At 68.2% G+C, this 23,367-nt stretch carries 16 protein-coding genes; 12 read left to right on the top strand and 4 right to left on the bottom strand.

What is annotated here, in order from left to right; all coding sequences use genetic code 11:
- The first annotated feature begins 102 nt into the window (after positions 1–102).
- The 3 genes from hrpA (at position 103) to SB816_RS25410 (ending at position 7,248) form a co-directional block, all read left to right on the top strand.
- The gene (gene hrpA, locus SB816_RS25400; protein ID WP_144658046.1) at positions 103–4,041 is read left to right on the top strand and encodes an ATP-dependent RNA helicase HrpA; all 3,939 of its coding nucleotides are present in this window, start codon (positions 103–105) and stop codon (positions 4,039–4,041) included.
- Positions 4,042–4,210: 169 nt separating this feature from the next.
- Positions 4,211–5,944: an ABC transporter permease gene (locus tag SB816_RS25405; RefSeq protein WP_116792801.1), complete on the top strand. Its 1,734-nt coding sequence runs from the start codon at positions 4,211–4,213 to the stop codon at positions 5,942–5,944.
- Positions 5,945–5,952: 8 nt separating this feature from the next.
- Positions 5,953–7,248: a nitrate/sulfonate/bicarbonate ABC transporter ATP-binding protein gene (locus SB816_RS25410; RefSeq protein ID WP_064526552.1), complete on the top strand. Its 1,296-nt coding sequence runs from the start codon at positions 5,953–5,955 to the stop codon at positions 7,246–7,248.
- A 71-nt stretch (positions 7,249–7,319) separates the two neighbouring features.
- Here the strand turns inward: SB816_RS25410 and lpxO are convergent, their stop codons facing one another.
- Positions 7,320–8,219 carry a lipid A hydroxylase LpxO gene (lpxO, locus tag SB816_RS25415; RefSeq protein WP_054501263.1) on the bottom strand — a complete coding sequence of 300 codons (900 nt, stop codon included), beginning with the start codon at positions 8,217–8,219 and terminating at the stop codon, positions 7,320–7,322.
- A 129-nt stretch (positions 8,220–8,348) separates the two neighbouring features.
- Here lpxO and dnaE point away from each other — a divergent pair, with 129 nt between their 5' ends.
- Genes dnaE through SB816_RS25450 form a run of 7 tightly spaced genes read left to right on the top strand, consistent with a single transcriptional unit; the run spans position 8,349 to position 17,506 of the window.
- Positions 8,349–11,840, top strand: a complete 3,492-nt coding sequence (gene dnaE, locus SB816_RS25420) for a DNA polymerase III subunit alpha (RefSeq protein ID WP_410547691.1) — start codon at positions 8,349–8,351, stop codon at positions 11,838–11,840.
- Positions 11,840–12,931, top strand: coding sequence for a glycosyltransferase family 4 protein (locus SB816_RS25425; RefSeq protein ID WP_313037295.1), 1,092 nt, complete (start codon positions 11,840–11,842; stop codon positions 12,929–12,931). The genes dnaE and SB816_RS25425 overlap by 1 nt, the downstream gene beginning before the upstream one ends.
- On the top strand, positions 12,928–13,776 hold the full coding sequence (locus tag SB816_RS25430) for a polysaccharide deacetylase family protein (RefSeq protein ID WP_054501260.1): 849 nt from the start codon (positions 12,928–12,930) through the stop codon (positions 13,774–13,776). Before SB816_RS25425 ends, SB816_RS25430 begins: the two co-directional genes overlap by 4 nt.
- Entirely contained in the window at positions 13,773–14,528 is a 756-nt protein-coding gene (locus SB816_RS25435) for a glycosyltransferase family 2 protein (RefSeq protein ID WP_054501259.1), read from the top strand. Before SB816_RS25430 ends, SB816_RS25435 begins: the two co-directional genes overlap by 4 nt.
- Positions 14,525–15,640, top strand: a complete 1,116-nt coding sequence (locus SB816_RS25440) for a glycosyltransferase family 4 protein (protein ID WP_054501258.1) — start codon at positions 14,525–14,527, stop codon at positions 15,638–15,640. The genes SB816_RS25435 and SB816_RS25440 overlap by 4 nt, the downstream gene beginning before the upstream one ends.
- A 17-nt stretch (positions 15,641–15,657) precedes the next feature.
- Positions 15,658–16,383 (top strand): polysaccharide deacetylase family protein, encoded by a 726-nt coding sequence (locus SB816_RS25445; protein WP_410547692.1) that lies wholly within the window; start codon positions 15,658–15,660, stop codon positions 16,381–16,383.
- On the top strand, positions 16,358–17,506 hold the full coding sequence (locus SB816_RS25450) for a glycosyltransferase family 4 protein (protein WP_054501256.1): 1,149 nt from the start codon (positions 16,358–16,360) through the stop codon (positions 17,504–17,506). Before SB816_RS25445 ends, SB816_RS25450 begins: the two co-directional genes overlap by 26 nt.
- Before the next feature lie 57 nt (positions 17,507–17,563).
- On the opposite strand, the gene SB816_RS25455 is transcribed toward SB816_RS25450, so the two are convergent.
- From SB816_RS25455 to SB816_RS25465, 3 genes are read right to left on the bottom strand one after another with little or no spacing between them, the layout of a single operon-like run.
- Entirely contained in the window at positions 17,564–17,836 is a 273-nt protein-coding gene (locus SB816_RS25455; RefSeq protein WP_410547693.1) for a YkgJ family cysteine cluster protein, read from the bottom strand.
- 2 nt (positions 17,837–17,838) lie between these two features.
- A complete protein-coding gene (locus SB816_RS25460; protein WP_269875053.1) occupies positions 17,839–18,606 on the bottom strand; it encodes a YdcF family protein in 768 nt (255 codons plus the stop codon).
- A 15-nt stretch (positions 18,607–18,621) separates the two neighbouring features.
- A complete protein-coding gene (locus SB816_RS25465; RefSeq protein WP_144658041.1) occupies positions 18,622–19,593 on the bottom strand; it encodes a glycosyltransferase family 9 protein in 972 nt (323 codons plus the stop codon).
- Between the two features lie 108 nt (positions 19,594–19,701).
- Here SB816_RS25465 and msbA point away from each other — a divergent pair, with 108 nt between their 5' ends.
- A complete protein-coding gene (msbA, locus tag SB816_RS25470) occupies positions 19,702–21,477 on the top strand; it encodes a lipid A export permease/ATP-binding protein MsbA (protein ID WP_054501253.1) in 1,776 nt (591 codons plus the stop codon).
- A 39-nt stretch (positions 21,478–21,516) separates the two neighbouring features.
- The gene (locus SB816_RS25475) at positions 21,517–23,334 is read left to right on the top strand and encodes a monovalent cation:proton antiporter-2 (CPA2) family protein (RefSeq protein ID WP_054501252.1); all 1,818 of its coding nucleotides are present in this window, start codon (positions 21,517–21,519) and stop codon (positions 23,332–23,334) included.
- The last annotated feature ends 33 nt before the right edge of the window (positions 23,335–23,367 follow it).

Consider the following 23,367-nt stretch of genomic DNA (forward strand, 5'->3'; position numbering starts at 1 on the left):
GCGGCCCGGGGGCCGCGTCAACGCGCCGTCACGGGACGGCGTGGCGAAATTATATGGCCGCGCGGCGTTTATATAATAGGCAGCTAACCGGACAAATCGTACATGCCAGAATCTTCCCGCCCGCGGCCGCCCGTACAGGCCGACGGGCCGACCCGGGCCCCGGGCAAGCCGCGCGCCGACGCCGCGGCCCCGGCGGCGCGCCAGGCGCCCCGCCCCGAGCGGCCCATTCCCGCCGTGACCTACCCCGAGGACCTGCCCGTCAGCGCGCGGCGCCAGGAAATCGCGCGCGCCATCGCCGGCCATCAGGTGGTCATCGTCAGCGGCGAGACCGGCTCGGGCAAGACCACCCAATTGCCCAAGATCTGCCTGGAACTGGGCCGCGGCCGCCAGAAGATGATCGGCCACACCCAGCCGCGGCGGCTGGCCGCCACCTCGGTGGCCAAGCGCATCGCCGAGGAGCTGAATACGCCGATGGGCGAGGTGGTGGGCTACCAGGTGCGCTTCAACGATCGCACCGGCCCCAATGCGTCGATCAAGCTGATGACCGACGGCATCCTGCTGGCGGAGTCGCAGCGTGACCCGCTCCTGCGCCGCTACGACACCATCATCATCGACGAGGCGCACGAACGCAGCCTGAACATCGACTTCCTGCTGGGTTATCTGAAGCAGCTACTGCCGCGCCGCCCCGACCTGAAAGTCATCATCACCTCGGCCACCATCGACGCCGAGCGCTTCGCCCGTCATTTTGCCGCGTCCGAGGACAAGCCGGCGCCGGTGATCGAGGTCTCGGGCCGGCTGTACCCGGTCGAGGTGCGTTACCGCCCGGTGCGCGAGGAAGCCGAGGAAGACGCCGCGCCGGCCAAGCCGGGCCGCGACCGCGAGCGCATGTCGGGCGACGAGGAACGCGACCTGATCGACGCCATCGTCGACGCGGTCGACGAATGCGCCCGCCATGGCCCCGGCGATGTGCTGGTATTCCTGCCGGGCGAGCGCGAGATCCGCGAATCGGCCGAAGCGCTGCGCAAGCGCCACCCGGCCGGCACCGAGGTATTGCCGCTGTACGCGCGCCTGTCGCAGGCCGAGCAGGAACAGATCTTCCATCCGCGCGGCAACGCGCGCCGCATCGTGCTGGCCACCAATGTGGCCGAAACCTCGCTGACGGTGCCCGGCATCCGCTTCGTGGTCGATAGCGGCCTGGCGCGGGTCAAGCGCTATTCCTGGCGCAACAAGGTCGAGCAACTGCGCATCGAGCCGGTCAGCCGCGCCTCGGCCAACCAGCGCGCCGGCCGTTGCGGCCGCGTGGGCCCGGGCCTTTGCATCCGCCTCTACGACGAGGCCGACTTCAACGCCCGCGCCGCCTTCACCGACCCCGAGGTGCTGCGTTCCTCGCTGGCCTCCGTGATCCTGCGGATGAAGTCGCTCAAGCTGGACGACATCGAGCAGTTCCCGTTCGTCGAGGCCCCGCCCGGGCGCGCGGTGGCCGACGGCTACCACCTGCTGCAGGAGCTGGGCGCGATCGAGCTGGCCGCGGCCGACGACGGCGACGACGCCAGCCGCACCGGCGCCTCGTTCGTCCTGACCCGCACCGGCCACGAGCTGGCCAAGCTGCCGGTGGACCCGCGCATCGGCCGCATGATCCTGGCCGCGCGCGAGCACCAGTGCCTGGCGGAAATGCTGATCATCGCTTCGGCGCTGTCGGTGCAGGACGCGCGCGACCGGCCCATGCAGGAGCGCGAGGCGGCCGAGGCCGCGCACGCCAAGTTCGCCGACGACAAGTCCGAGTTCATTTCCTTCCTCAAGCTGTGGCGCTGGTACGGCGAGCAGGTGCAGCACAAGGCCTCGCAGCGCAAGCTGGTGGGCCTGCTGCGGCAGAACTTCCTGTCGCCCATCCGGCTGCGCGAATGGCATGACGTCCACACCCAGTTGGCCGCCCTGGTGGGCGAGCAGGGCTGGCGCGTCAACCAGGTCGAAGCCACTTACGAACAACTGCACATGGCGCTGCTGTCGGGCCTGTTGGGCAACATCGGCTTCAAGAGCGACGAGGGCGGCCATTACCAGGGCGCCCGCGAGATCCGCTTCCACATCCATCCGGGCTCGCGCCTGGTGAAGAAGGCCGGCCGCTGGATCGTCGCCGCCGAACTGGTCGAGACCACCCGCCTGTACGCGCGCTGCGTGGCGCGCATCGACCCGGTCTGGCTGGAAAAGGTCGGCGCCCACCTGATCCGCAAGAACTGGTCCGACCCGCGCTGGGAAAAGAAGGCCGGCCAGGTGGTGGCCAACGAACGCGCCACGCTCTACGGCCTGACCATCTACAGCGGCCGCCGCATCCAGTACGGCCGGGTTCATCCGCGCGAGGCGCGCGAACTGTTCATCCGCCAGGCGCTGGTGCCGGGCGAGATCGACACGCGCTTGGCCTTCGTGGCCCATAACCGCAAGCTGATCGCCGGCATCGAAAAGCTGGAACACCAGACCCGCCGCCCCGACATCCTGGTCGACGACGAGCTGATCTACGCCTTCTACGACCGCCAGCTACCAGCCGACATCTCGCAGACCGCGACGCTGGAAAAATGGGTCAACGGCCTCGACAAGGCAGAGGCCGCCAAGCTGCTGCTGACGCGCGACGAACTGATGCGGCACGAGGCCGCCGGCGTCACCACCGACGTCTTCCCCAAGAAGGTGGAGTGGCAGGGCGTGTCGATGGCGCTCGATTACCACTTCGAGCCCGGCTCGCCGCGCGACGGCGTGACGCTGGCGGTGCCGCTGTTCGCCCTGAACCAGATCGATCCGGCGCGCTGCGAATGGCTGGTGCCCGGCATGCTCAAGGAGAAGGTGCACCTGCTGCTCAAGTCGCTGCCGCAGAAGCTGCGCCGCCATTGCGTGCCGCTGCCCGACTACGCCGCCGGCTTCTACGACCGCTGGTTCGAGCGCCTGGGCGACCCGCAGACCGGCCTGGTGGACGCGCTGGTCGCCGACATGTGGGACCAGGTGCAGGTGCGCCCGGCCGCCGCCGACTTCAAGCTCGAAACGCTGCCGGCGCACCTGTTCATGAACTTCCGCGTGGTCGACGAGCACGGCCGCATGCTGGCCGCCGGCCGCAACCTGGCACAGTTGCGCGCCGAGTTCGGCAAGCAGGCCCAGGCCACCTTCCAGCAACTGGCCGCCAGCGACACCCAGGTGGCGCAGGCGCTGGCGCACGAGAACCTGACGTCCTGGACCTTCGGCCCGCTGCCGGAAATCATGGAGATCAAGCGCCGCGGCCAGTCGGTCATCGGCTACCCGGCGCTGGTTGATCGCGGCGCGCATTGCGACCTGGACGTGTTCGACGACCCGGACGAGGCGCGCAAGGCGCACCGCGCCGGCCTGCTCAAGCTGTTCCGGCTGGGCCTGCGCGAGCAGGTCAAGTTCCTGGAAAAGAACCTGGCCGACCTCACCAAGATCAGCATGCTCTACATGACGCTGGGCACGCAGGAGGAACTGCGCGACCAGATCATCGACTGCGCGCTCGGCCAGGCCTGCCTGGCCGAGCCCTGGCCGGTCAATGAACAGCAGTTCGAGGCGCGCCGGGCCGAGGGCAAGGGCCGGCTGGGCCTGCTGGCCCAGGAAGTGGCGCGCCTGGCGGGCGCGGTGCTGACGGAATACGCGGCCCTGCAGCGCAAGCTGCCGCAGGCCAAACCGCACGCCGCGGCCTACGCCGACCTGCAGCAGCAGTTGGGGGCGCTGATGCCCAAGTGGTTCATCCGCGATACCCCCTATGCGCAACTGTCGCACTTCCCGCGCTATCTGAAGGCGGCGGTGGCGCGCATCGACAAGCTGCGCGCCGATCCCGGCCGCGACGCCAAGCTGGTGGCCGAGATGGCGCCGCTCGTGACGCAGTACCAGCGTGCGCGCTCGGCCCTGAAGGGCGCGCCCGATCCCCGCCTTGACGAGTTCCGTTGGCTGCTGGAAGAGTTGCGGGTGGCCCTGTTTGCGCAGGAGCTGCGCACGCCGATGCCGGTCTCGGTCAAGCGCCTGATGAAAAGCTGGGAGTCCCTGCAACGCTGAATTGCGGATTCGGGCCGGGGCGGCCGCGGCCTCCTCGCGGGGCAATGCGGGGCGGCGCGAGCCGTCCCGTATTACCGCCAGATTTCAGTCGTTTTCTGTTCAGTGACGCGTCATCTGGTTATGCTTCAATTCGCGGGCCTTCACCCCCGCTCCCTGGAGCATTGCCGACATGTTCGAGCTCTTCAGCACCCGGACGCGCCCGTCCTCGTCGTCCCGCTCCGCGCCCAACCGCTGGGATTGGGCGCTCCTGCCTTTGGTGCTGGTGGTGCTGGCCGCCATGGCCTACGGCGCCTCGCAGATGAGCCGTCCCTTCGCCGTCGGCGAAGCGCTGCCGATCTCGCTGGATCCGATCTACCTGCCGTATTACCTGCTGCGCACCATCCTGCGCATGTTCACGGCGCTGGCCTTTTCGCTGCTGTTCAGCTTCATCTTCGCGGCCATCGCGGCCAAGTTCCGCACCGCCGAAAAAGCCATGATCCCGATGCTGGACATCCTGCAATCGGTGCCCATCCTGGGTTTCCAGGCCATCGCCATCGCGCCCTTCATCGCGCTGTTTCCCGGCAACCTGCTGGGGGTCGAGTGCGCGGCGATCTTCGCCATCTTCACCTCGCAGGCCTGGAACATGGCGTTCAGCCTGTACCAGTCGATGCGCACCGTGCCGGCCGAACTGAACGAGGCCGCGCGGGTGTTCCGGCTGTCCGGCTGGCAGCGCTTCTGGCGGCTGGAACTGCCGTACGCCACCCCGGGCCTGCTGTGGAACATGATGATGTCCATGTCGGGCGGCTGGTTCTTCCTGGTGGCGGCCGAGGCCATCTCGGTGGCCGGGCAGGACATCAAGCTGCCCGGCATCGGCTCCTACATCGCGGTGGCCATCGACGCCGAGAACGGCCGCGCCATCGCCTGGGCCATCGGCGCCATGATGGCCGGCATCCTGCTCTACGACCAGTTGTTCTTCCGGCCGCTGCTGGCCTGGGCCGACAAGTTTCGCTTCGAGGAATCGCAGGCCGACGTGGCGCAGCAGTCCTGGCTGCTGGACTGGACCCGCCGCAGCCGCTGGATGCAGGCGCTGTCCAATATGTTCTGGGCGCAGATGCGGCGCGCGCTGGGCTGGTTCAGCGTGTCGTACGACGGCACCTCGATCCGCGCCCGCGCCAAGGCGCCGGACCCGCGCTGGACGCGCGTCTGGGATGCGCTGCTGGCCGCCGGCGCCTTGCTGGCCACCTACAAGCTGGTGGTGTTCGTGCACGCCGAAGTGGGCTGGAGCGAGGTGCTGCATGTGGTCGGCCTGGGGGGCATCACCCTGGTGCGGGTGATGGTGCTGATCGGGCTGGCGTCGATGATCTGGGTGCCGATCGCGGTCTGGATCGGCCTGCGACCCAAATATTCGCAGCGGGTGCAGGCGGTGGCGCAATTCCTGGCGGCGTTTCCGGTCAACCTGCTGTTCCCGGCGGTGGTGTTCGTGATGGTGGCGTTGAAGCTCAACCCCAACATCTGGCTCAGCCCGCTGATCATCTTCGGCACCCAGTGGTACATCCTGTTCAACGTGGTGGCCGGCGCCTCGACCATTCCGAACGAACTGCGCCTGGCCGCCAGCAACCTCGGCCTGAAGGGCTGGCTGCTATGGCGCCGGGTGTACCTGCCGGCGGTGTTCCCCAGCTTCATCACCGGCGCCATCACGGCCAGCGGCGGCTCCTGGAACGCCAGCATCGTGGCCGAGTACGTGTCCTGGGGCAATACCTCCCTGGTGGCCGATGGCCTGGGCAGCTACATCAAGCAGATGACCGAGCAGGGCGATTTCCACCGCATCGCGCTCGGCATCGGCGTCATGAGCATTTTCGTCATGCTGCTGAACCGGTTTTTCTGGCGCAAACTGTATTTGCTGGCCGAAGACCGCGGCCGGTAGGAGTCCTCATGAATTCCAATTTCCTGATCGAACTGCACGACGTCGGCAAGTCGTTCCGCGCCGCGGACGGCACCGCCCGGCACGTGCTGGAACACGTGGACTTCACGTTGCGCGAAGGCGAGATCGTGGCCCTGCTGGGCAAGTCCGGCTCGGGCAAGTCCACGCTGCTGCGCATCATGGCGGGGCTGGTCAACGCCGACCAGGGCACCGTCACCTACCGCGGCCAGCCGGTGTACGGCCCGGCGGCGGGCATCGCCATGGTGTTCCAGTCGTTCGCGCTGTTTCCCTGGCTGACCGCGCAGCAGAACGTCGAGCTGGGCCTGGAGGCCCAGGGCGTGGCGCCGGCCGAGCGCGCCAGGCGCGCCGATGCGGTGCTCGACCTGATGGGCCTGGGCGGGTTCGGCGGCGCCTTGCCGCGCGAACTGTCCGGCGGCATGCGCCAGCGCGTCGGCATCGCCCGCGCGCTGGTCATGAACCCCGACGTGCTGCTGATGGACGAAGCCTTCTCGGCCCTGGACGTGCTGACCGGCGAAACGCTGCGCGACGACATGCTTGAACTATGGGACGAGAGCCGCATCTCGACCAAGGGCATCCTGATCGTGTCCCACAACATCGAGGAAGCGGTCATGATGGCCGACCGCATCATCGTGTTCTCCAGCGACCCCGGCCGCATCCGCAGCCAGGTGCAGATCGGCCTGCCGCGGCCGCGCAATGCCGATTCGCCGCAGGTGCGTGCACTGATCGACGAGGTCTACGCGCTGATGACGCAGCGCCCGGCCCACGACATGCCGACGCCGCGCCAGCAGGGCCTGGGCTACCGCTTTCCGCATACCGAGGTCGAGCGCATGGAAGGCGTGCTCGACGTGCTGGCCGAGGCGCCGTTCAATGGCCGCGCCGACCTGCCCAAGCTGGCCGAGGAAGCCGAGATCTCCGACGACGACCTGCTGCCGGCCTGCGAAGCGCTGGGCCTGTTCGGCCTGGCCCAGATCGACAAGGGCGACATCTTCCTGACGCCGCTGGGCCAGCGCTACGTGCAGGCCGACCAGGGCCAGAAGCAGGCCATCTTCGGCCGTCAGTTGCTGGCGCACGTGCCGCTGGCCGCGCACATCCGCCACAGCCTGGAACAGGAGCCTGCCGGCGAGTTGCCGGAAAAGAACTTCCTGGATTCGCTGGAGGAATTCCTCAAGCCCGACGAAGCCGAGCGCGTGCTGAAGATCGCGGTGGAATGGGGGCGCTATGGCGAAATCTACGGCTACGACTACCACACCGGCCTGCTGACCTTGCCGGAGCGCGACGCGGGGTAGGGTGGGAAGCGGCGGGCCGGACGGCCCGCCGTGCTGGCGTGATGACCGCGCGATCCGCGCGGTCGGCCCGATCACAGGGCGATGAAGCCCGCGATCACCAGGATGATGAGGCCGTACTTGGTGGCCTTGTAGACGTTGCGGTTCCAGGCCTTGAAGGCCTTGCGCTTCTGGTCGATGACCCAGTGCGCATGGGTCAGCTTGTTGATGGCGCCGGTCTGGTCGCCGCCGTCGTTGGGCGAGCTGGCCGCGGACATCACGACCCGGCCGAACCAGCGGTTGAAGGCCTCGGCCCAGCCCCACTTGAGCGGCCGCTCGACGTCGCAGAACAGGATGATGCGGTTCTGGTCGGTGTGGTTGTAGGCCTCGTGCACGTAGGTCTCGTCGAACACCACGCTTTCGCCGTCGCGCCAGCTATAGGATTCGCCGTCGACGATGATGTGGCAGCGGTCGTCGTTGGGCGTGGCCAGGCCCAGGTGGTAGCGCAGCGACCCGGCGAACGGGTCGCGGTGCGGGTTGAGCTGGCCGCCGGGCGGCAGTTCGGCGAACATGGCCGCCTTGACCTTGGGCAGCGTCTTCAGGATGGCCACCGTCTTGGGGCACAGTTCCTCGGCCGAGGGGTGGCGGGCGTCATACCACTTCAGGTAGAAGCGCTTCCAGCCATACTTGAAGAACGAATTGAAGCCGATGTCGTTGTGGCTGTCGGCCGCCTTGATGCGGCGCATCTCGGCCATCTGCAGGGCTTCGTCGCGGATCGTCTCCCAGTTGTCGTCCAGCACCTTGAGCTCGGCGATTTCGCTGGTGGTCAGGTAGGGCGTCGACGGCACGCGCGAACTCAGCACCATGAAGGCGTTGATCGGCGCCAGCAGCACCGAGTGATCCAGCAATTGCCGGCCCAGCGGCAGCTTGACGCGGCCACGGAAGTGCGCGAACAGGATGGCGGCGAGCCAGATCCCGGGTATCAGCCATTTCATACGTAAATCTCGTCCTGCGGCGGGTGAGTCAGGTCCAATCGCCTATTGTTACACAGGGGCGCCCGGCAGGCCCGGGGCGAATCGTCGCAGCGGCGGTTTTCGCTCTTGCGACTGGGTACAATTCCCGCTATGTCCGAAGCCGTAACAACCCCGTCCCCATTTGTTCACCTGCGTGTCCACTCCGAGTTCTCGGTGGTGGACGGCATCGTGCGCATCCCCGACCTCATCAAGCGCGTGGCCAAGCTGGGCCAGCCCGCGGTCGCCCTGACCGATCTGTCGAACCTGTTCGGCCTGATCAAGTTCTACAAGGGCGCGCGCGGCGCGGGCATCAAGCCCATCGCCGGCTGCGACGTCTGGCTGAGCAACGACGAAGATCCCGCCAAGCCGTTCCGCGTGCTGCTGCTGGTGCGCAACCACCAGGGCTACCTGAACCTGTGCGAACTGCTGTCGCGCGCGTTCCTGACCAACCAGGGCAAGGGCCGCGCCGAAATCCGCCGCGAATGGCTGCAGGGCCAGGACGGCCTGATCGTGCTGTCGGGCGGCCGCGGCGGCGACGTCGGCCAGGCGCTGGACGCCGGCAACGCGGTGTCGGCGCTGGCGCTGGCGCGCCAGTGGGCGCACATGTTCCCGGGCAGCTACTACATCGAGCTGCAGCGCGTCGGCATGGACGGCGACGAAGCCTACACCCAGGCCGCCATGCGCCTGGCGGCCGAGGCCGGCCTGCCGGTGGTGGCCACGCACCCGGTGCAGTTCCTGGACGAATACGAATTCCAGGCGCACGAAGCCCGCGTCTGCATCGCCGAAGGCGAGATCCTGGCCAATCCGCGCCGCGTGCGCCGCTTTACCAAAGAGCAGTATCTGCTCAGTTCCGAGGAAATGGCGCGCCGCTTCGCCGACGTGCCCTCGGCGCTGGCCAATACGGTCGAGATCGCCAAGCGCTGCAACCTCAGCCTGGTGCTGGGCAAGCCGCGCCTGCCGAATTTCCCCACGCCCGACGGCGTGTCGCTGGACGACTATCTGGTGCAGCTGTCCGAAGAGGGCCTGGAAAAGCGCATGGCCTTCCTGTTCCCGGACGAGGCCGAACGCGAATCCAAGCGCGAGCAGTACTACGAGCGCCTGCGCTGGGAATGCAAGACCATCATCCAGATGGGCTTCCCGGGCTACTTCCTGATCGTGCAGGACTTCATCAACTGGGGCAAGAACAACGGCGTGCCGGTCGGCCCGGGCCGGGGTTCGGGCGCCGGTTCGCTGGTGGCGTACGCGCTGGGCATCACCGACCTGGACCCGATCCGCTACGACTTGCTGTTCGAGCGCTTCCTGAACCCCGAGCGGGTCTCGATGCCCGACTTCGATATCGACTTCTGCCAGGACAACCGCGAACGCGTCATCGACTACGTCAAGGAAAAGTACGGCCGCGCCGCCGTGAGCCAGATCGCCACCTTCGGCACGCTGGGCGCCAAGGCCGTGGTGCGCGATGCCGGCCGGGTGCTGGACATGCCCTACATGTTCTGCGACGGCCTGTCCAAGCTGATCCCGTTCAATCCGATGGATCCGTGGACGCTCGAACGCACCCTGAAGGACGAGCCGGCCTTCAAGGACCGCTATGAGCAGGAAGAGGAAGTGCGCGCGCTGGTCGACCTGGCCAAGCCGCTCGAAGGCCTGACCCGCAACATCGGCATGCACGCCGGCGGCGTGCTGATCGCGCCCGGCAAGCTCACCGACTTCTGCCCGCTGTATTGCCAGCCGGGGCAGGAAAACAGCGCCGTCTCGCAGTTCGACAAGGACGACGTCGAAGCCGCCGGCCTGGTCAAGTTCGACTTCCTGGGCCTGCGCAACCTGACCATCCTGGACTGGGCCGTGCGCTACGTGCGCCAGTTCAACGAGGACAAGCGCGACTTCGATGTCATGGCGCTCAGCCTCGACGATCCGGCCGCCTACAAGATCCTGTGCGACGCCAACACCACCGCGGTGTTCCAGCTTGAATCGCGCGGCATGAAGGAACTGCTCAAGAAGCTGCGGCCCAACACCTTCGAAGACATCATCGCCATGCTGGCCCTGTACCGTCCGGGGCCGCTGGAATCGGGCATGGTGGACGACTTCGTCAACCGCAAGCACGGCCGCGCGGCCGTCGACTATTTCCACCCGGATCTGGAAGCGACCCTCAAGAGCACCTACGGGGTCATCGTCTACCAGGAACAGGTGATGCTGATCTCGCAGATCATCGGCGGCTACTCGCTGGGCGGCGCCGACCTGCTGCGCCGCGCCATGGGCAAGAAAAAGCCCGAGGAAATGGCCAAGCACCGCGAGCTGTTCGAGAAGGGCGCCAAGGAAAAGGGCCACGATCCGGATCTCGCGGTCAAGCTGTTCGACCTGATGGAGAAGTTCGCGGGCTACGGCTTCAACAAGTCGCACTCGGCCGCGTACGCGCTGATCTCGTACCAGACCGCGTGGCTCAAGGCCTACCATCCGACCGAGTTCCTGGCCGCCACCATGTCCTCCGACATGGACGACACCGACAAGGTCCAGATCTTCTGCCGCGACGCCCAGGACAACGGCGTCGAGGTGCTGCCGCCGGACGTCAACTTCTCGGGCTACCGCTTCGAGCCGGTGGCCGACAAGTACACCGAAAAGGGCAAGCCGCCGCGCACCATGCGCTACGGCCTGGGGGCGGTCAAGGGCACCGGCCAGGGTGCGGTCGAGGACATCCTGCGCGCCCGCAAGGAAGGCGGCCCGTTCCAGAACCTGTTCGACTTCTGCCGCCGCGTCAGCAAGCACGCGGTCAATCGCCGCACCATCGAGGCCCTGATCAAGGCCGGCGCGTTCGACACCATCGAGCCGAACCGCGCCGCCATGCTGGCTTCGGTGCCGACCGCCATGGAAGCGGCCGAGCAGGCCGCCCGCAGCGCCAACCAGTCCTCGCTGTTCGGCGACGACAGCAGCGACGTGGTGGCCGGCGAGCTGGCCAAGGTGGCGCCGTGGGACCTGCACAAGAAGCTCACCGAGGAAAAATCGGCGCTGGGCTATTACTACAGCGGCCACCTGTTCGACGCCTGGCGCGACGAAGTGCGCCAGATCGTGCCGATGCAGCTGGCTCGGGTCGAGCCACAGCGCGACCTGCAATGGATGTGCGGGGTGCTGGCCAGCGTGCGCGTCATGATGACACGCCGGGGCAAGATGGTGTTCGCGGTGCTGGACGACGGCACCGCGCAGGTCGAGATCTCGGTTTTCAACGAACTCTACGAAAAGCACCGCAACCGCCTGCGCGAAGACCAGCTGGTCATCGTCCAGGGCAAGGTCAGCAACGATGACTATTCGGGCGGCATGCGCATCGTCGCCGAGCAACTGTACGACCTGCAGCTGGCGCGCGAGGCGCGCGCCAAGTCGCTGCGCGTCAAGCTCAATGGCGGCGCCGACGCCGCGCGCCTGCGCCAGATGCTCAACCCGTTCCGCGCCGAGCCCGAGAACGGCATCCCCGGCGTGCCGGTGGACATCGTCTACACCAAGAACAATTTCCTCTGCACGGTGCGGCTGGGCGAGGAATGGCGCGTGCGCATGGCCGACACGCTGCTCGAGAACCTGAACGCCTGGACCAAGCCGAACGGCGTGGAGGTCACGTACTGATGCGCATCGTCCACTCGGAAGCCGCGACCAGTTTCGGCGGCCAGGAAGGCCGCATCTTCAAGGAGATGAACGCCATGCGCGCGCGTGGCCATCACCTGGAAGCCATCTGCCAGCCGACCGCACTGCTGGCCGAGCGCCTGTCGGACGCCGGCTTCACCGTCCACACGCTGGAGATGGACGGGCCGGTCAACTACCTGAAGGGCGTCGCCGCCATCCGCCGCATCCTGCGCGAAGGGCGCTTCGACGTGCTCAACACCCATAGCCGGCGCGACACCGTGATCGCCGCGGCGGCCGGCCGCCTGGCGGGCACGCCGCTGATCGTGCGCACCCGCCACCTGTCCAACAAGGTCGGCTCGCTCTGGTCGTACACGCGCCTGCCGCATCGCGTCACCACTGTCAGCGACCACGTGCGCGAGCACCTGATCGAACGCGGCGTGCCGGCCGATCGCGTCGCCACGGTCTATTCGCCGATCGTGCTGCCGCCGCCGGTGGAGCATTCGACCCTGCGCGAGGAACTCGGGCTGGCGCCGGACGATCTGGTGGTCGGCTGTGTCGCCGTGATGCGCGCCACCAAGGGCCACAAGGACCTGATCGACGCCATCGCGCCGCTGATGGCCACCCGGCCCAAGCTGCACCTGGTGTTCGTGGGCGGCGGCTCGCCAGTGTTCGAGCAGACCCAGGCCTACGTGGCCGAACGCGGCCTGGCCGATCGCATCCACCTGATGGGCACGCGCCGTGACGTGCCCAATCTGCTGGCCGGCTGCGACCTGTTCGCGCTGGCGACCCAGCAGGAGGCCTCCGGCACCGTCTACGTCGAAGCCCAGGCCAGCGGCCTGCCGGTCATCGGCACCGACGTCGGCGGCGTGTCCGAGATGTTCCGCGACGGCGAAACCGGCATCCTGGTGCCGCCCAAGGACCCGGCCGCGCTCACCGCCGCGCTCGAAAGGCTGATCGACGACGCCGCCTTGCGCCAGCGCATGGGCGAGGCGGGCCGCAAGATGGTCTGGGAAGAGGGCGTGTTCTCGCCCGCCCGCCTGGCCGAAACCACCGAGGCCGTCTACACCCGCTGGCTGGCGGAGCGGCACCGATGAATGCGCCCAACGTCCCGGTGCTGATGTACCACCACGTCACGCCGGCCGGCGGCATGATCAACGCCATGCCCGACGTGTTCGAGGCCCAGATCGCGCGCCTGGCGCGCGCCGGCTACCAGTCGCTGTCGGCCGACCAGTTCGCCGCCTACCTGGCCGGCGCGCCGGCGCCCGAGCGCTCGGTGCTGATCACCTTCGACGACGGCTATCTCAACAACTGGGTCCACGCCCATCCGGTGCTGGCGCGCCATGGCATGCGCGCCGTGCTGTTCACCATCACCGGCTGGATCGGCGACGGCCCGGTGCGTCCGCATGCCGGGCAGGGCCTGCCGCTGCCGGCCACGCCCGACCACGACGCCAGCAAGAAGCTGATCGCCGACGGCCGCGCCGACGACGTCATGCTGCGCTGGAGCGAAATCGAGGCGATGCGGGCCGCCGGCACCTTCGAATTCCATTCGCACACCCATACCCACACGCGCTGGGACAAGATCTGTGGCGCCGATACCGAGGCCAAGCGTGCCCACATCGTCCAGGAGCTGGCCGATTCGCGCGAGACGCTGATGCGCCGCTTGGGGCAGGTCAGCGACCACCTCTGCTGGCCGCAGGGCTATTTCGACGCCGACTACGTGGCGGCCGCCCGCCAGGCGGGCTTCCGCCACCTGTACACCACCGACCCGTTCGGGCAGAACACGCCCGGCGCCGATCCCGGGCACATCTACCGCTTCGCGGTGCGCAACCAGGGCGGCACCTGGCTGAACCGGCGCATCTGGCTGTCGCGCGACCCCTTCTGGGGGCCGCGCTATCACGCCTGGAAAGCCTGGAAAAAGCGTCTTAGGAATCGCGGATGAAGTTATCAGTCATTGTCATCACCAAGAACGAAGCGGCCAACATTGCCGATTGCCTCAAGTCGGTTGCCTTCGCCGACGAGTTCATCGTGGTGGATTCCGGCAGCACCGACGGCACGGTCGAACTGGCGCGCGCCCTGGGGGCGCGCGTCGAAGTGACGGCCGACTGGCCCGGGTTCGGCCGGCAGAAGAACCGCGCGCTCGACCTGGCCACCGGCGACTGGGTGCTGTCGATCGACGCCGACGAGCGCGTCACGCCCGAGCTGGCCCGTGAGATCCTGGACACCATCGCCGCGCCGCGCGGCGAGGTCTACGAGATCGCCCGCCTGTCGAATTTCTGCGGCCGCGACATTCGCCACAGCGGCTGGTGGCCCGATTACGTGCTGCGTCTGTTCAAGCGCGGCACGGCGCGATTCAACGACGTGGCGGTGCACGAACGGGTCGTGCCGTCCAACGGCCAGCCGCCGCTGCGGCTCGCCGGCCACTTCCGGCATTACCCGTACGACAACCTGGATGCGCTGATCACCAAGATCAACCGCTACTCGTCCGACGCCGCCGCGATGATGTACGCCAAGGGCCGCCGCACCTCCGTGTTCGGCGCGCTCGGCCACAGCTTCTGGACCTTCGTGCGCATCTATCTGATCCGGCGCGGTTTTCTCGATGGCCGCCATGGCCTGGTGCTGGCGGTGACCGCCGCCGCAGGCAGCTTCTTCCGCTATTCGAAGCTGATGTTCCTGGCCGAGAAGAACAAGTGAGAATCCTCTACACCAACTTCCACGCCAACAACGGCGGCGGGCACGTCACCTATATCATCAACCTGGCGCGCGCCCTGGCCGCCGAGCACCAGATCACGGTCGCCGCGCCCGCCACCAGCCGCCTGTACCGCTACGCCAAGGCGATCCCGGGCGTGACCGTGGTGGAAATGCGCTACACCACGCGCCCCTCGTCCTGGTTCAGGGACCGCGCGCGGCTGCGCCGCCTCATCCGGGACGGCCGCTTCGACATCATCCACGCCAACGGCTCGGCCGACCACAAGCAGGTGATGCTGGCGACGCTGGCCATGCCGCGTCGCCCGCGCATCGTCTTCACCAAGCACAACGACCATCCGGTCGCCAGCTTCGGCCACAAGCTGCGCGTGGCGCTGGCCACCGATCACAGCATCGCGGTCAGCGACTACATCCATCGGCTGCTGGCCGATTCGCCCTATAGCAAGCGGCCCATCACCACCATCCGCCACGGCATCGACACGCGCTTTTTCGCGCCGCCGCCGCCGGACAGCCTGGACAAGCTGCGCGAGATATTCTTCGGACCGGACTGGCGCGGCAAACTGCTGCTCGGCAGCGCCGGCGGCACCGACTACGACAAGGGCTGGCTGGATCTGGTGGCCGCCGTGGCGGCGCTGCCGCCGGGCGACCGCGAGCGCGTGCTGCTGCTGGTGGCCGGCGACCCGCCGTCCGAGGCCAAGCTCGACCGGGTGCGCGAGCTCGGCATGATCGACCAGGTGCGCTTCCCTGGGCTGCTGGACGACGTGCGGGCGGCGCTGGCCTCTTGCCATGCCGGCTTCGTGTTGTCGTACCGCGAGGCGCTGTCTTTCGCCTGCCGCGAGATCATGGGCCTGGGCCTGCCGGCGCTGGTGACCGACGCCGGCGGCCTGCCCGAGAACGTGACCGACGGCGTCGACGGCTGGATCGTGCCGGTGCGCGACGTGGCCGCCATGACCGCGCGCCTGCGCCTCATGCTGGATGACCCCGCGCAGGTGCGGGCGATGGGACAGAACGCCCGCCAGACCGCCGAGCGCGACTTCAACCTGGCGCGTTTCGCGCAAGCCACGGTCGACGTCTACCAACGAACATTGGGTGGACACTGAGCCTCTATAATCGCGCCATGTCTATCCCAATTCTCATGTACCACCAGATCGGCGAGCCCAACCCCAAGGGCACGCCGTTTCGCGGCCTGACGGTGCACCCGGATGATTTCGCGCGTCAGATGCGCTGGATGCGCTTCCTGGGCTACCGCGGCCTGTCGATGCGCGACATCATGCCGTACGTGCGCGGCGAGCGCCGCGGCAAGGTGTTCGGCCTGACCTTCGACGACGGCTACCGCAATGTGGTCCAGAACGCGATGCCGGTGCTCGACAAGCTGGGCTTCACCGCCACCAACTATCTGGTGGCCAACCAGTTCGACGGCGGCAACGTCTGGGACGCCAAGATCGGCATCCCCTTCTCGCCGCTGATGACGGTCGACGAAATGCGCCAATGGGCCGCGTCCGGCCACGAGGTCGGCTCGCACACCCTGGACCACGTCCATCTGCCCGAAATGACGCCCGACGAGGCGCGCCGCCAGATGGTCGAGTCCAAGGACGTGCTCGAGCAGGCGCTGGGCGCGCCCGTCACCGCCTTCTGCTATCCCTATGGCGACCATGGCCCGGAACACCTGGTCATGGCGCGCGAAGCGGGCTACGACAACGCCACGCTGACCAAGCGCGGCCTGGCCAACGCCAGCGATGACCCCTTTGGCCTGCCGCGGGTGACGGTGTCGCGTTCGACCGGCATCTTCCGTTTCCTGCAGAAATGCCTGACGCGCTATGAAGACATCCGCGGGCGCGGCTGAGCGGCGGCTGCGCATCGCACTGCTGGTCGACCGCTTCGGCAACCGTTTCGGCGGCGCCGAGGCCTACGGCGTCGAGCTGATGCGCGTGCTGGGCGAGCGCCACGATATTTCCGTGGTGGCGCGCGACTACGACAGCGACCTGCCGTTCCCCTTCCTGCCCGTGCGCTTCCCCGGTTGGCTGCCCAGTTGGATGCGGGTGCTGTATTTCGCCTGGAAGGCCGATCGCCTGACCCGGGGCCGCTACGACATCGTGCACTCGCACATGAATGGCTGGGCCGGCGAAATCCAGGTGATGCACGTCACCCCGGTGCGCTACAACCGCCTGACCCGGGTCAAGCCGGTCAAGCGCGCGCTGGCCTGGCTCAGCCCGCGGCTGGCCACCTACCTGCTGCTGGAGAAATTCCGTGTGCGCCGCGCGCCCGCGCGGCGGGTGGTGGCGGTGTCCGGCCTGATCATGGACCAGTTGCACCGCAGCTACGGTCCGCAACTGCCGGTCGAGATCATCGCGCCCGGCGTCAAGCTGCCGGCGCCCGAGGCCGCCGCGGCCCGCCCCGCCACCCGCGCCCAGCTCGGCTGGGACGACGCCACCATCGGCTGCCTGCTGGTGGCCCGCAATCCGCTGCGCAAAGGGCTGCCCGCGCTGCTCGACGCCCTCGCGCTGCTGCCGGCGCCGTACCGCCTGCTGGTAGTGGGCGCCGACGAGGCCACCCGCGAGCGCGTGCGGGCGGCCGGCGCGGTGGCCAGCCGCGTCACGTTGGTGGATCCCACGCCCGAGGTCGCCCGCTATTTCGCCGCGGCCGACATCTACGCCCATCCCACGCTTAACGACAGCTATGCCATGGCGCCGCTGGAAGCCATGTCGCACGGCCTGCCGGTGGTGGTCAGTTCGCCGGCCTATTGCGGCTTCGCGCAATATCTGTCGGCCGGCAAGGACGCGCTGATCCTGCAGGATCCGCGCGATGGCGCGCAACTGGCGCAGGCCCTGCAACGCCTGGGCGACGAGCCCGAGCTGCGCGCGGCGCTGTCCGAGCGCGGCCTGGCGATCGCCCGCGACCAGAGCTGGGAAACCGTGGCGGCCCGCTACGAAGACCTGTACCAGGCAGTGCTGGCCGAGCGCGCCTGACGCCGGTCGCCAGGCGCGTCAGAAACGACAACGGGACCGCGAGGTCCCGTTGTGCATTCAGTGCGCCGGTGCCGTGCCCCGTTCCAGCTCGCCCAGCCAGCGCACGGCATATTCCCGATCCGGCCCGCACATCTCGGCCTGGGCCTGCAGTCCGCCGCAGAAGTCCGGCCGTGACGGCAGGCCGAATATCGCGCAGCGCATGTCCGGCAGCAACTGGATACAGGGCACGCCGGCCGGCTTGCCATCCGGCATTCCCGGAATCGGCCGGGTGATCGACGGCGCGATGCAACAGGCGCCGCATCCCGGCCGGCACGCCAGGGCCGTCGCCATGCTCAAACCCACCCGCGCAGCCAGTACACGAACAGGCCCGCGTATTCCTTGATGATCGAACGGCTGGCGTCGAAAGTGCGCTGGTCGGGCAACCAGGGGTTGAGCGACCCGTCGGCCGGCGCCACGATCTGCGGCGGCGCGGGGGCGGCGATGGCGACCACGCCCTGCTTGGAGAAGGCCGCCATGGCGCGCGGCATGTGCAGCGCGGAGGTCACCAGCAGCACCTTGCCGATGCCGCGGGTCTTGAGCTGGTCTTCGGTCAGGGCCGCGTTCTCGTAGGTGGTGCGGCTGGCGTTTTCCAGGATCAGGGCCGATTCCGGGACGCCCTGCTGGCGGATGGCATGGGCCATGCCGCGGGCCTCGCTGACATCGCCTTCCAGGGCGCCGCCGGACAGCACCACCTTGGGGGCGCGGCCGGCCAGGTACAACTGCGCCGCGGTGTCCACGCGCACCACCGCGGTGTCCTTGTCGTAAGGCAGGAACCAGTTGGCGCGACCATTGGCGGTATTGCCGCCCAGCACCACGATCGCGTCCGCCGTGGGCGATTCGGTCGGCTTCAGGTGCGGATAGCGGCTTTCCAGCGCGCCGCCCAGCCACAGCGAGGTGGCCGGCAGCGACCAGGCCAGCGCCCACAGCAGGCCGGCGACGATCAGGGTGCCGCCGGTCTTGCGCAGCCGGAACAGGCCCAGCACCAGGCCGACCACCACCAGGGTCAGGCACAGGTTGTAGGGAATGATCAGATTCGTGAGGTAGCTGGACATGATGGTCATTTCAAAACTAAGCGTTTACTGCGCGCCGTCCAGTAACTGGCCGGCCTGATGTTCCACCTCCTCGATGGACGGCCAGGCCGTTTCCGAACCGACGCATACCGCGCGGGGCGACCACGGACCGGTGCGGCCGGGGCGGGTGACGCCAAACAGCGTCAACTCGCGTGCGCCCGCCGCGGCGGCCACGTGCGAGACGCCGGAGTCGTTGCAAATCACCAACGTAGCGCGTGCCGTCAGCGCGGCGAACGCGCCCAGCGGCAGCGCAGGCAGCAACTGCGCCGTCGGCGCATTGCGCCGGGCTTCCTCGGCTTCCGCCGGAGGGGGGCACATTACCACGGTATGGCCCCGGGCTTGCAGCGCGCGGGTAAGTGTATCGAATCCCGGCCACACCTTGACCCTGCCTTTGTGCAGCCCGGTCGCGGTGGGCGCGATCAGGACGAAGCGCTGGCCGGCCAGGCCGGCCGCTTCCAGGGCCAGGCTGGCGGTCTGGTGATGGGCCGGCGTCAGCGGCAGGTCCAGCGTCGGGCCGGGCTCGGCAGGGCCGGTCGGCAGCCCCCAGCGGGCCAGCGCCTCGCGGGTCAGATGGTGCCAGGACTGCACCGCGTGCAGCCCGCCGTCCGGCTTGGCCACCGGCCAGCGCAACAGAAAGCTGCGGCCGTCGTCGCGATAGCCCGCCGATGGCACTCCCGCCAGCCGGAACACCAGCGCGCTGGACAGCGAATCCGGCAACAACAGGCCGCGGGCGCGCCGGCCCTCGGCACCCAGGGCGCGGCGATGGGCGCTGACCGTGGCTCTATCCGGCCCCACTTTTCCCAGCATTGGCAGGAACTCCCGTTTGTCGATCCCGTCCAACAGGTCCCGCGCCCAGGGGCGGGCACAGATCACCAGGGGCAGGCCGGCGGCCTGCAAGGCCCGCAGGCTGGGCAGGCTCATGCAGACATCGCCCACCCAATTGGGCAGGCGGACGTAGAGGCAACTGATTTCGGACATGGACAGGCGCACCGCGCGATAGGAACTGAAAGGGGGACGCCCGGCCCCGCGCGGCAACGCGTAGCCAGTACAATCCGGGGCACAATTGTATAAAAGCGAGTGATTCCATTGAATTCTGCCGCACGCAACACGCCCGCGGGCTCCCAGCCCGTCAGAGCCGAACTCTGGAGCCGTATCTATAGCCGGGTTGGTTCCTACTGGAAGGGGCTGGTGCTGGCGACCCTGCTGATGGCCGGCGCCGCCGCCACGCAGCCCACGCTGGCCGTCATTATGAAGCCCCTGCTGGACGACGGCTTCTCGGGCGCCAAACCCTACTACGTCTGGGCACTGCCGCTGGCGGTGGTGGGCCTGATCTTCCTGCGCGGGGTCTGTAACTTCTTCAGCGATTACCTGCTGGCCTGGGTGGCCAACAACGTCCTGCTGGGCATGCGGCGCGACATGTTCGAACGCCTGCTGGGCCTGCCGGACGCCGATTTCAAGCGCGGCGACACCGGCCGCCTGCTGAACCGCTTCACCATCGACGCGGGCAACGTCACCGGCTACGCCACCGACGTCATCACGGTGCTGGTGCGAGAAACCCTGGTGGTCATCGCCCTGATCTGCGTGCTGCTGTACACCTCGTGGGTGCTGACCCTGATCATCCTGATCATGCTGCCCGTCTCGGTGCTGATCGCGCGCACCTTCATCAAGCGCCTGCGCCGCATCAACCGCGACACCGTCAACATGAACGCCGAACTGACCCGCGTGGTCAGCGAGGGCATCGACGGCCAGCGCGTCATCAAGCTGTTCGACGGCTACGAGGTCGAACGCGGCCGCTTCGATTTCGTCAGCGGCCGCCTGCGCCGCTTCGCCATGCGCACCGCCACCGCCGACGCCGCCCTGACGCCCTTGACGCAGGTGTGCATCTCGATCTCGGTGGGCGCGGTCATCGCCGTCGCCCTGGGCCAGGCCAACAACGGCTCGCTCACGGTCGGCAGCTTCGCCTCCTTCATGGCCGCGCTGGCGCAGATCTTCGACCCCATCAAGCGCCTGACCAACCTGGCCGCCCGCATGCAGAAGATGCTGGTGTCGGCCGAAAGCGTGTTCACCCTGATCGACCAGGTGCCCGAAAGCGACACCGGCACGCGCGAGCTGCCCGAACCCGTGCGCGGCAAGGTCGAATTCCGCAACGTCACCCATCGCTTTTCCGACGCCGACCGCGACACCGTCAACGACGTGTCGTTCGTGGTCGAACCCGGCCAGACCGTGGCGCTGGTGGGACGCTCCGGCAGCGGCAAGACCACGCTGGTCAACATGCTGCCGCGCTTCGTGCTGGCCGACAGCGGCGCCATCTACGTCGACGACGTGCCGATCAACGACCTGAAGCTGCGCAGCCTGCGTTCGCACCTGTCGCTGGTCAGCCAGGACGTGGTGCTGTTCGACGACACCATCGCCGCCAACGTCGGCTACGGCGCCCTGGGCGAGGCCAGCGAACAGCAGGTGCGCGACGCGCTCGCCGCCGCCAACCTGCTGGACTTCGTCGAAGGCCTGCCGCAGGGCATCAACACCCCCGTTGGCGAAAACGCCGCGCGCCTGTCCGGCGGCCAGCGCCAGCGCCTGGCGATCGCCCGCGCCCTGATCAAGAACGCGCCCATCCTCATCCTCGACGAAGCCACCTCGGCGCTCGATAACGAGTCCGAACGCCAGGTGCAGGCTTCGCTCGAACGCCTGATGAAGGGCCGCACCACGCTGGTCATCGCGCACCGCCTGTCGACCGTGCAGAACGCCGACCGCATCATCGTGCTGGACGCCGGCAAGATCGTCGAACAGGGCCCGCATGCCGAGCTGCTGGCCGCCGACGGCCTGTACGCCTCGCTCTACAACATGCAGTTCCGCGAAGACTGATCGCGCGCGGCGCCGCGCCAGGCCACCCAGGAGCCGCCCATGTCCCTGCCCGCAGAAGGCAACCAGCTCGTCAACGTCGTCGTTCTGCTGGGGGCGGCGGTCATCGCGGTGCCCCTGTTCAAGCGCCTGGGGCTCGGCTCGGTCCTCGGCTACCTGGCCGCCGGCCTGGCCATCGGTCCGTTCGGCATCGGCTGGTTCTCCGATCCCCGTTCCATCCTGCACGTGGCAGAACTGGGCGTGGTGATGTTCCTCTTCATCATCGGCCTGGAGATGCAGCCGTCGCGGCTGTGGAAGCTGCGCGGCGAAATCTTTGGCCTGGGCGTGGCCCAGGTGGCGGCCTGCGGCGCATTGCTGACCGCGGTCGGCCTGGCCGCCGGCCTGTCAGGCCCGGCGGCCTTCATGGCGGCAATGGGCTTCGTGCTGTCGTCCACCGCCATCGTCATGCAGATCCTGGCCGAGCGGGACGAGACCGCCAGCGCCCAGGGCCAACGCATCGTTTCCATCCTGTTGCTCGAAGACCTGGCCATCGTGCCGCTGCTGGCCCTGGTGGCGCTGCTGGCGCCGGCCGGCGCCAGCGAGCATGGCGATCCCTGGCTGCAGTCGGCCATCGCCCTCGGTTGCGTGCTGGCGCTGCTGGCGGCGGGGCGCTGGCTGCTCAATCCGCTGTTCCGGCTGCTGGCCGCCGCGCATGCGCGCGAAGTCATGACGGCCGCGGCCCTGCTGGTGGTGCTGGGGGCGGCGCTGTTGATGGAATTCGGCGGCCTGTCGATGGCCATGGGCGCATTCCTGGCCGGCGTGCTGCTGTCCGAATCCACCTTCCGCCACCAGCTCGAAGCCGAGGTCGAACCCTTCCGCGGCATCCTGCTGGGCCTGTTCTTCCTGGGCGTGGGCATGTCGCTGGACCTGGCCGCCGTGGCGCGCGAATGGCAGTTGATCCTGGCCGGCGTGGTGGTGTTCATGGCGGTCAAGTCGGTGGGCGTCTACCTGATCGCCCGCCTGTTGCGCGCCAGCCACGCCGAGGCGCTGACCCGCGCGGCCCTTCTGGCACAGGGCGGCGAATTCGCCTTCGTGCTGTATGGCGCCGCCGCGGCCGCAGGCATCTTCGACGCGCACCTGGCGGCCGTGCTGATCGCGGTGGTCATCATTTCCATGGCGCTGACGCCGCTGTGCGTGCTGGCGCTGCGCTGGCTGCTGCCCAAGCCGGCGCCGTCGATGGAGGGAGTGGATGTCGCCCAGGACCTGGACGGCTGCGCGCTGATCGTCGGTTTCGGCCGCTTCGGCCAGATCGTGACGCAGGCGATGCTGGCGCGCGACATCAAGGTATCGATCCTGGATACCGACACCGATGCTATCCGCGCCGCCGCCAAGTGGGGCGTCAAGGTCTATTACGGGGACGGAACTCGCATCGACATGCTGCGCACCGCCGGCGCCGAAACCGCCAAGGTCATCCTGATCTGCATCGACAATCCGCAATCGGTCAATCACATGGTCAAGCTGATCAAGGCCGAATTCCCGCTGGTGCAACTGGTGGTGCGGGCCTATGACCGCATCCATTCCCTGGCGCTGGCCAGGGAGGGGGTCGATTACCAGGTCCGCGAGACGCTGGAATCCGCCCTGGTGTTCGGCGAAGCGGCGCTACGCGTCATCGGCGTGCCTGCGGACGAAGCCGCCGAGGTCCTGGCGGACGTGCGCAAGCGCGACACCGACCGGTTCGCGCTGGAAGTGGCGGGGGGGCTGTTCGCCGGCCGCTCGCTGCTGTACGGCAACATGACCGGCCCGGCGGACGGCCGCAACGACCAGCCCGACCGGGAAACCGTGGCGCCGGCCGGGCACGCCGAACCTGGCGCGCCGGCATGACCCGCGTATGACAGGTCTTTTGGATGATGTATT

This window comes from Achromobacter sp. SIMBA_011, assembly GCF_046535435.1.
Taxonomy (GTDB): domain Bacteria; phylum Pseudomonadota; class Gammaproteobacteria; order Burkholderiales; family Burkholderiaceae_B; genus Achromobacter; species Achromobacter dolens.

Bases quoted from the DNA above. Each gene is read 5' to 3' on its own strand.
- SB816_RS25455 (WP_410547693.1), bottom strand. From the start codon at position 17,836: ATGGCGACGGCCCTGGCGTGCCGGCCGGGATGCGGCGCCTGTTGCATC.
- SB816_RS25435 (WP_054501259.1), top strand. From the start codon at position 13,773: ATGAAGTTATCAGTCATTGTCATCACCAAGAACGAAGCGGCCAACATT.
- lpxO (WP_054501263.1), bottom strand. From the start codon at position 8,219: ATGAAATGGCTGATACCCGGGATCTGGCTCGCCGCCATCCTGTTCGCG.
- SB816_RS25430 (WP_054501260.1), top strand. From the start codon at position 12,928: ATGAATGCGCCCAACGTCCCGGTGCTGATGTACCACCACGTCACGCCG.
- SB816_RS25450 (WP_054501256.1), top strand. From the start codon at position 16,358: ATGAAGACATCCGCGGGCGCGGCTGAGCGGCGGCTGCGCATCGCACTG.
- SB816_RS25460 (WP_269875053.1), bottom strand. From the start codon at position 18,606: ATGACCATCATGTCCAGCTACCTCACGAATCTGATCATTCCCTACAAC.
- SB816_RS25405 (WP_116792801.1), top strand. From the start codon at position 4,211: ATGTTCGAGCTCTTCAGCACCCGGACGCGCCCGTCCTCGTCGTCCCGC.
- SB816_RS25465 (WP_144658041.1), bottom strand. From the start codon at position 19,593: ATGTCCGAAATCAGTTGCCTCTACGTCCGCCTGCCCAATTGGGTGGGC.
- SB816_RS25410 (WP_064526552.1), top strand. From the start codon at position 5,953: ATGAATTCCAATTTCCTGATCGAACTGCACGACGTCGGCAAGTCGTTC.
- SB816_RS25445 (WP_410547692.1), top strand. From the start codon at position 15,658: ATGTCTATCCCAATTCTCATGTACCACCAGATCGGCGAGCCCAACCCC.
- SB816_RS25475 (WP_054501252.1), top strand. From the start codon at position 21,517: ATGTCCCTGCCCGCAGAAGGCAACCAGCTCGTCAACGTCGTCGTTCTG.
- hrpA (WP_144658046.1), top strand. From the start codon at position 103: ATGCCAGAATCTTCCCGCCCGCGGCCGCCCGTACAGGCCGACGGGCCG.
- dnaE (WP_410547691.1), top strand. From the start codon at position 8,349: ATGTCCGAAGCCGTAACAACCCCGTCCCCATTTGTTCACCTGCGTGTC.
- SB816_RS25425 (WP_313037295.1), top strand. From the start codon at position 11,840: ATGCGCATCGTCCACTCGGAAGCCGCGACCAGTTTCGGCGGCCAGGAA.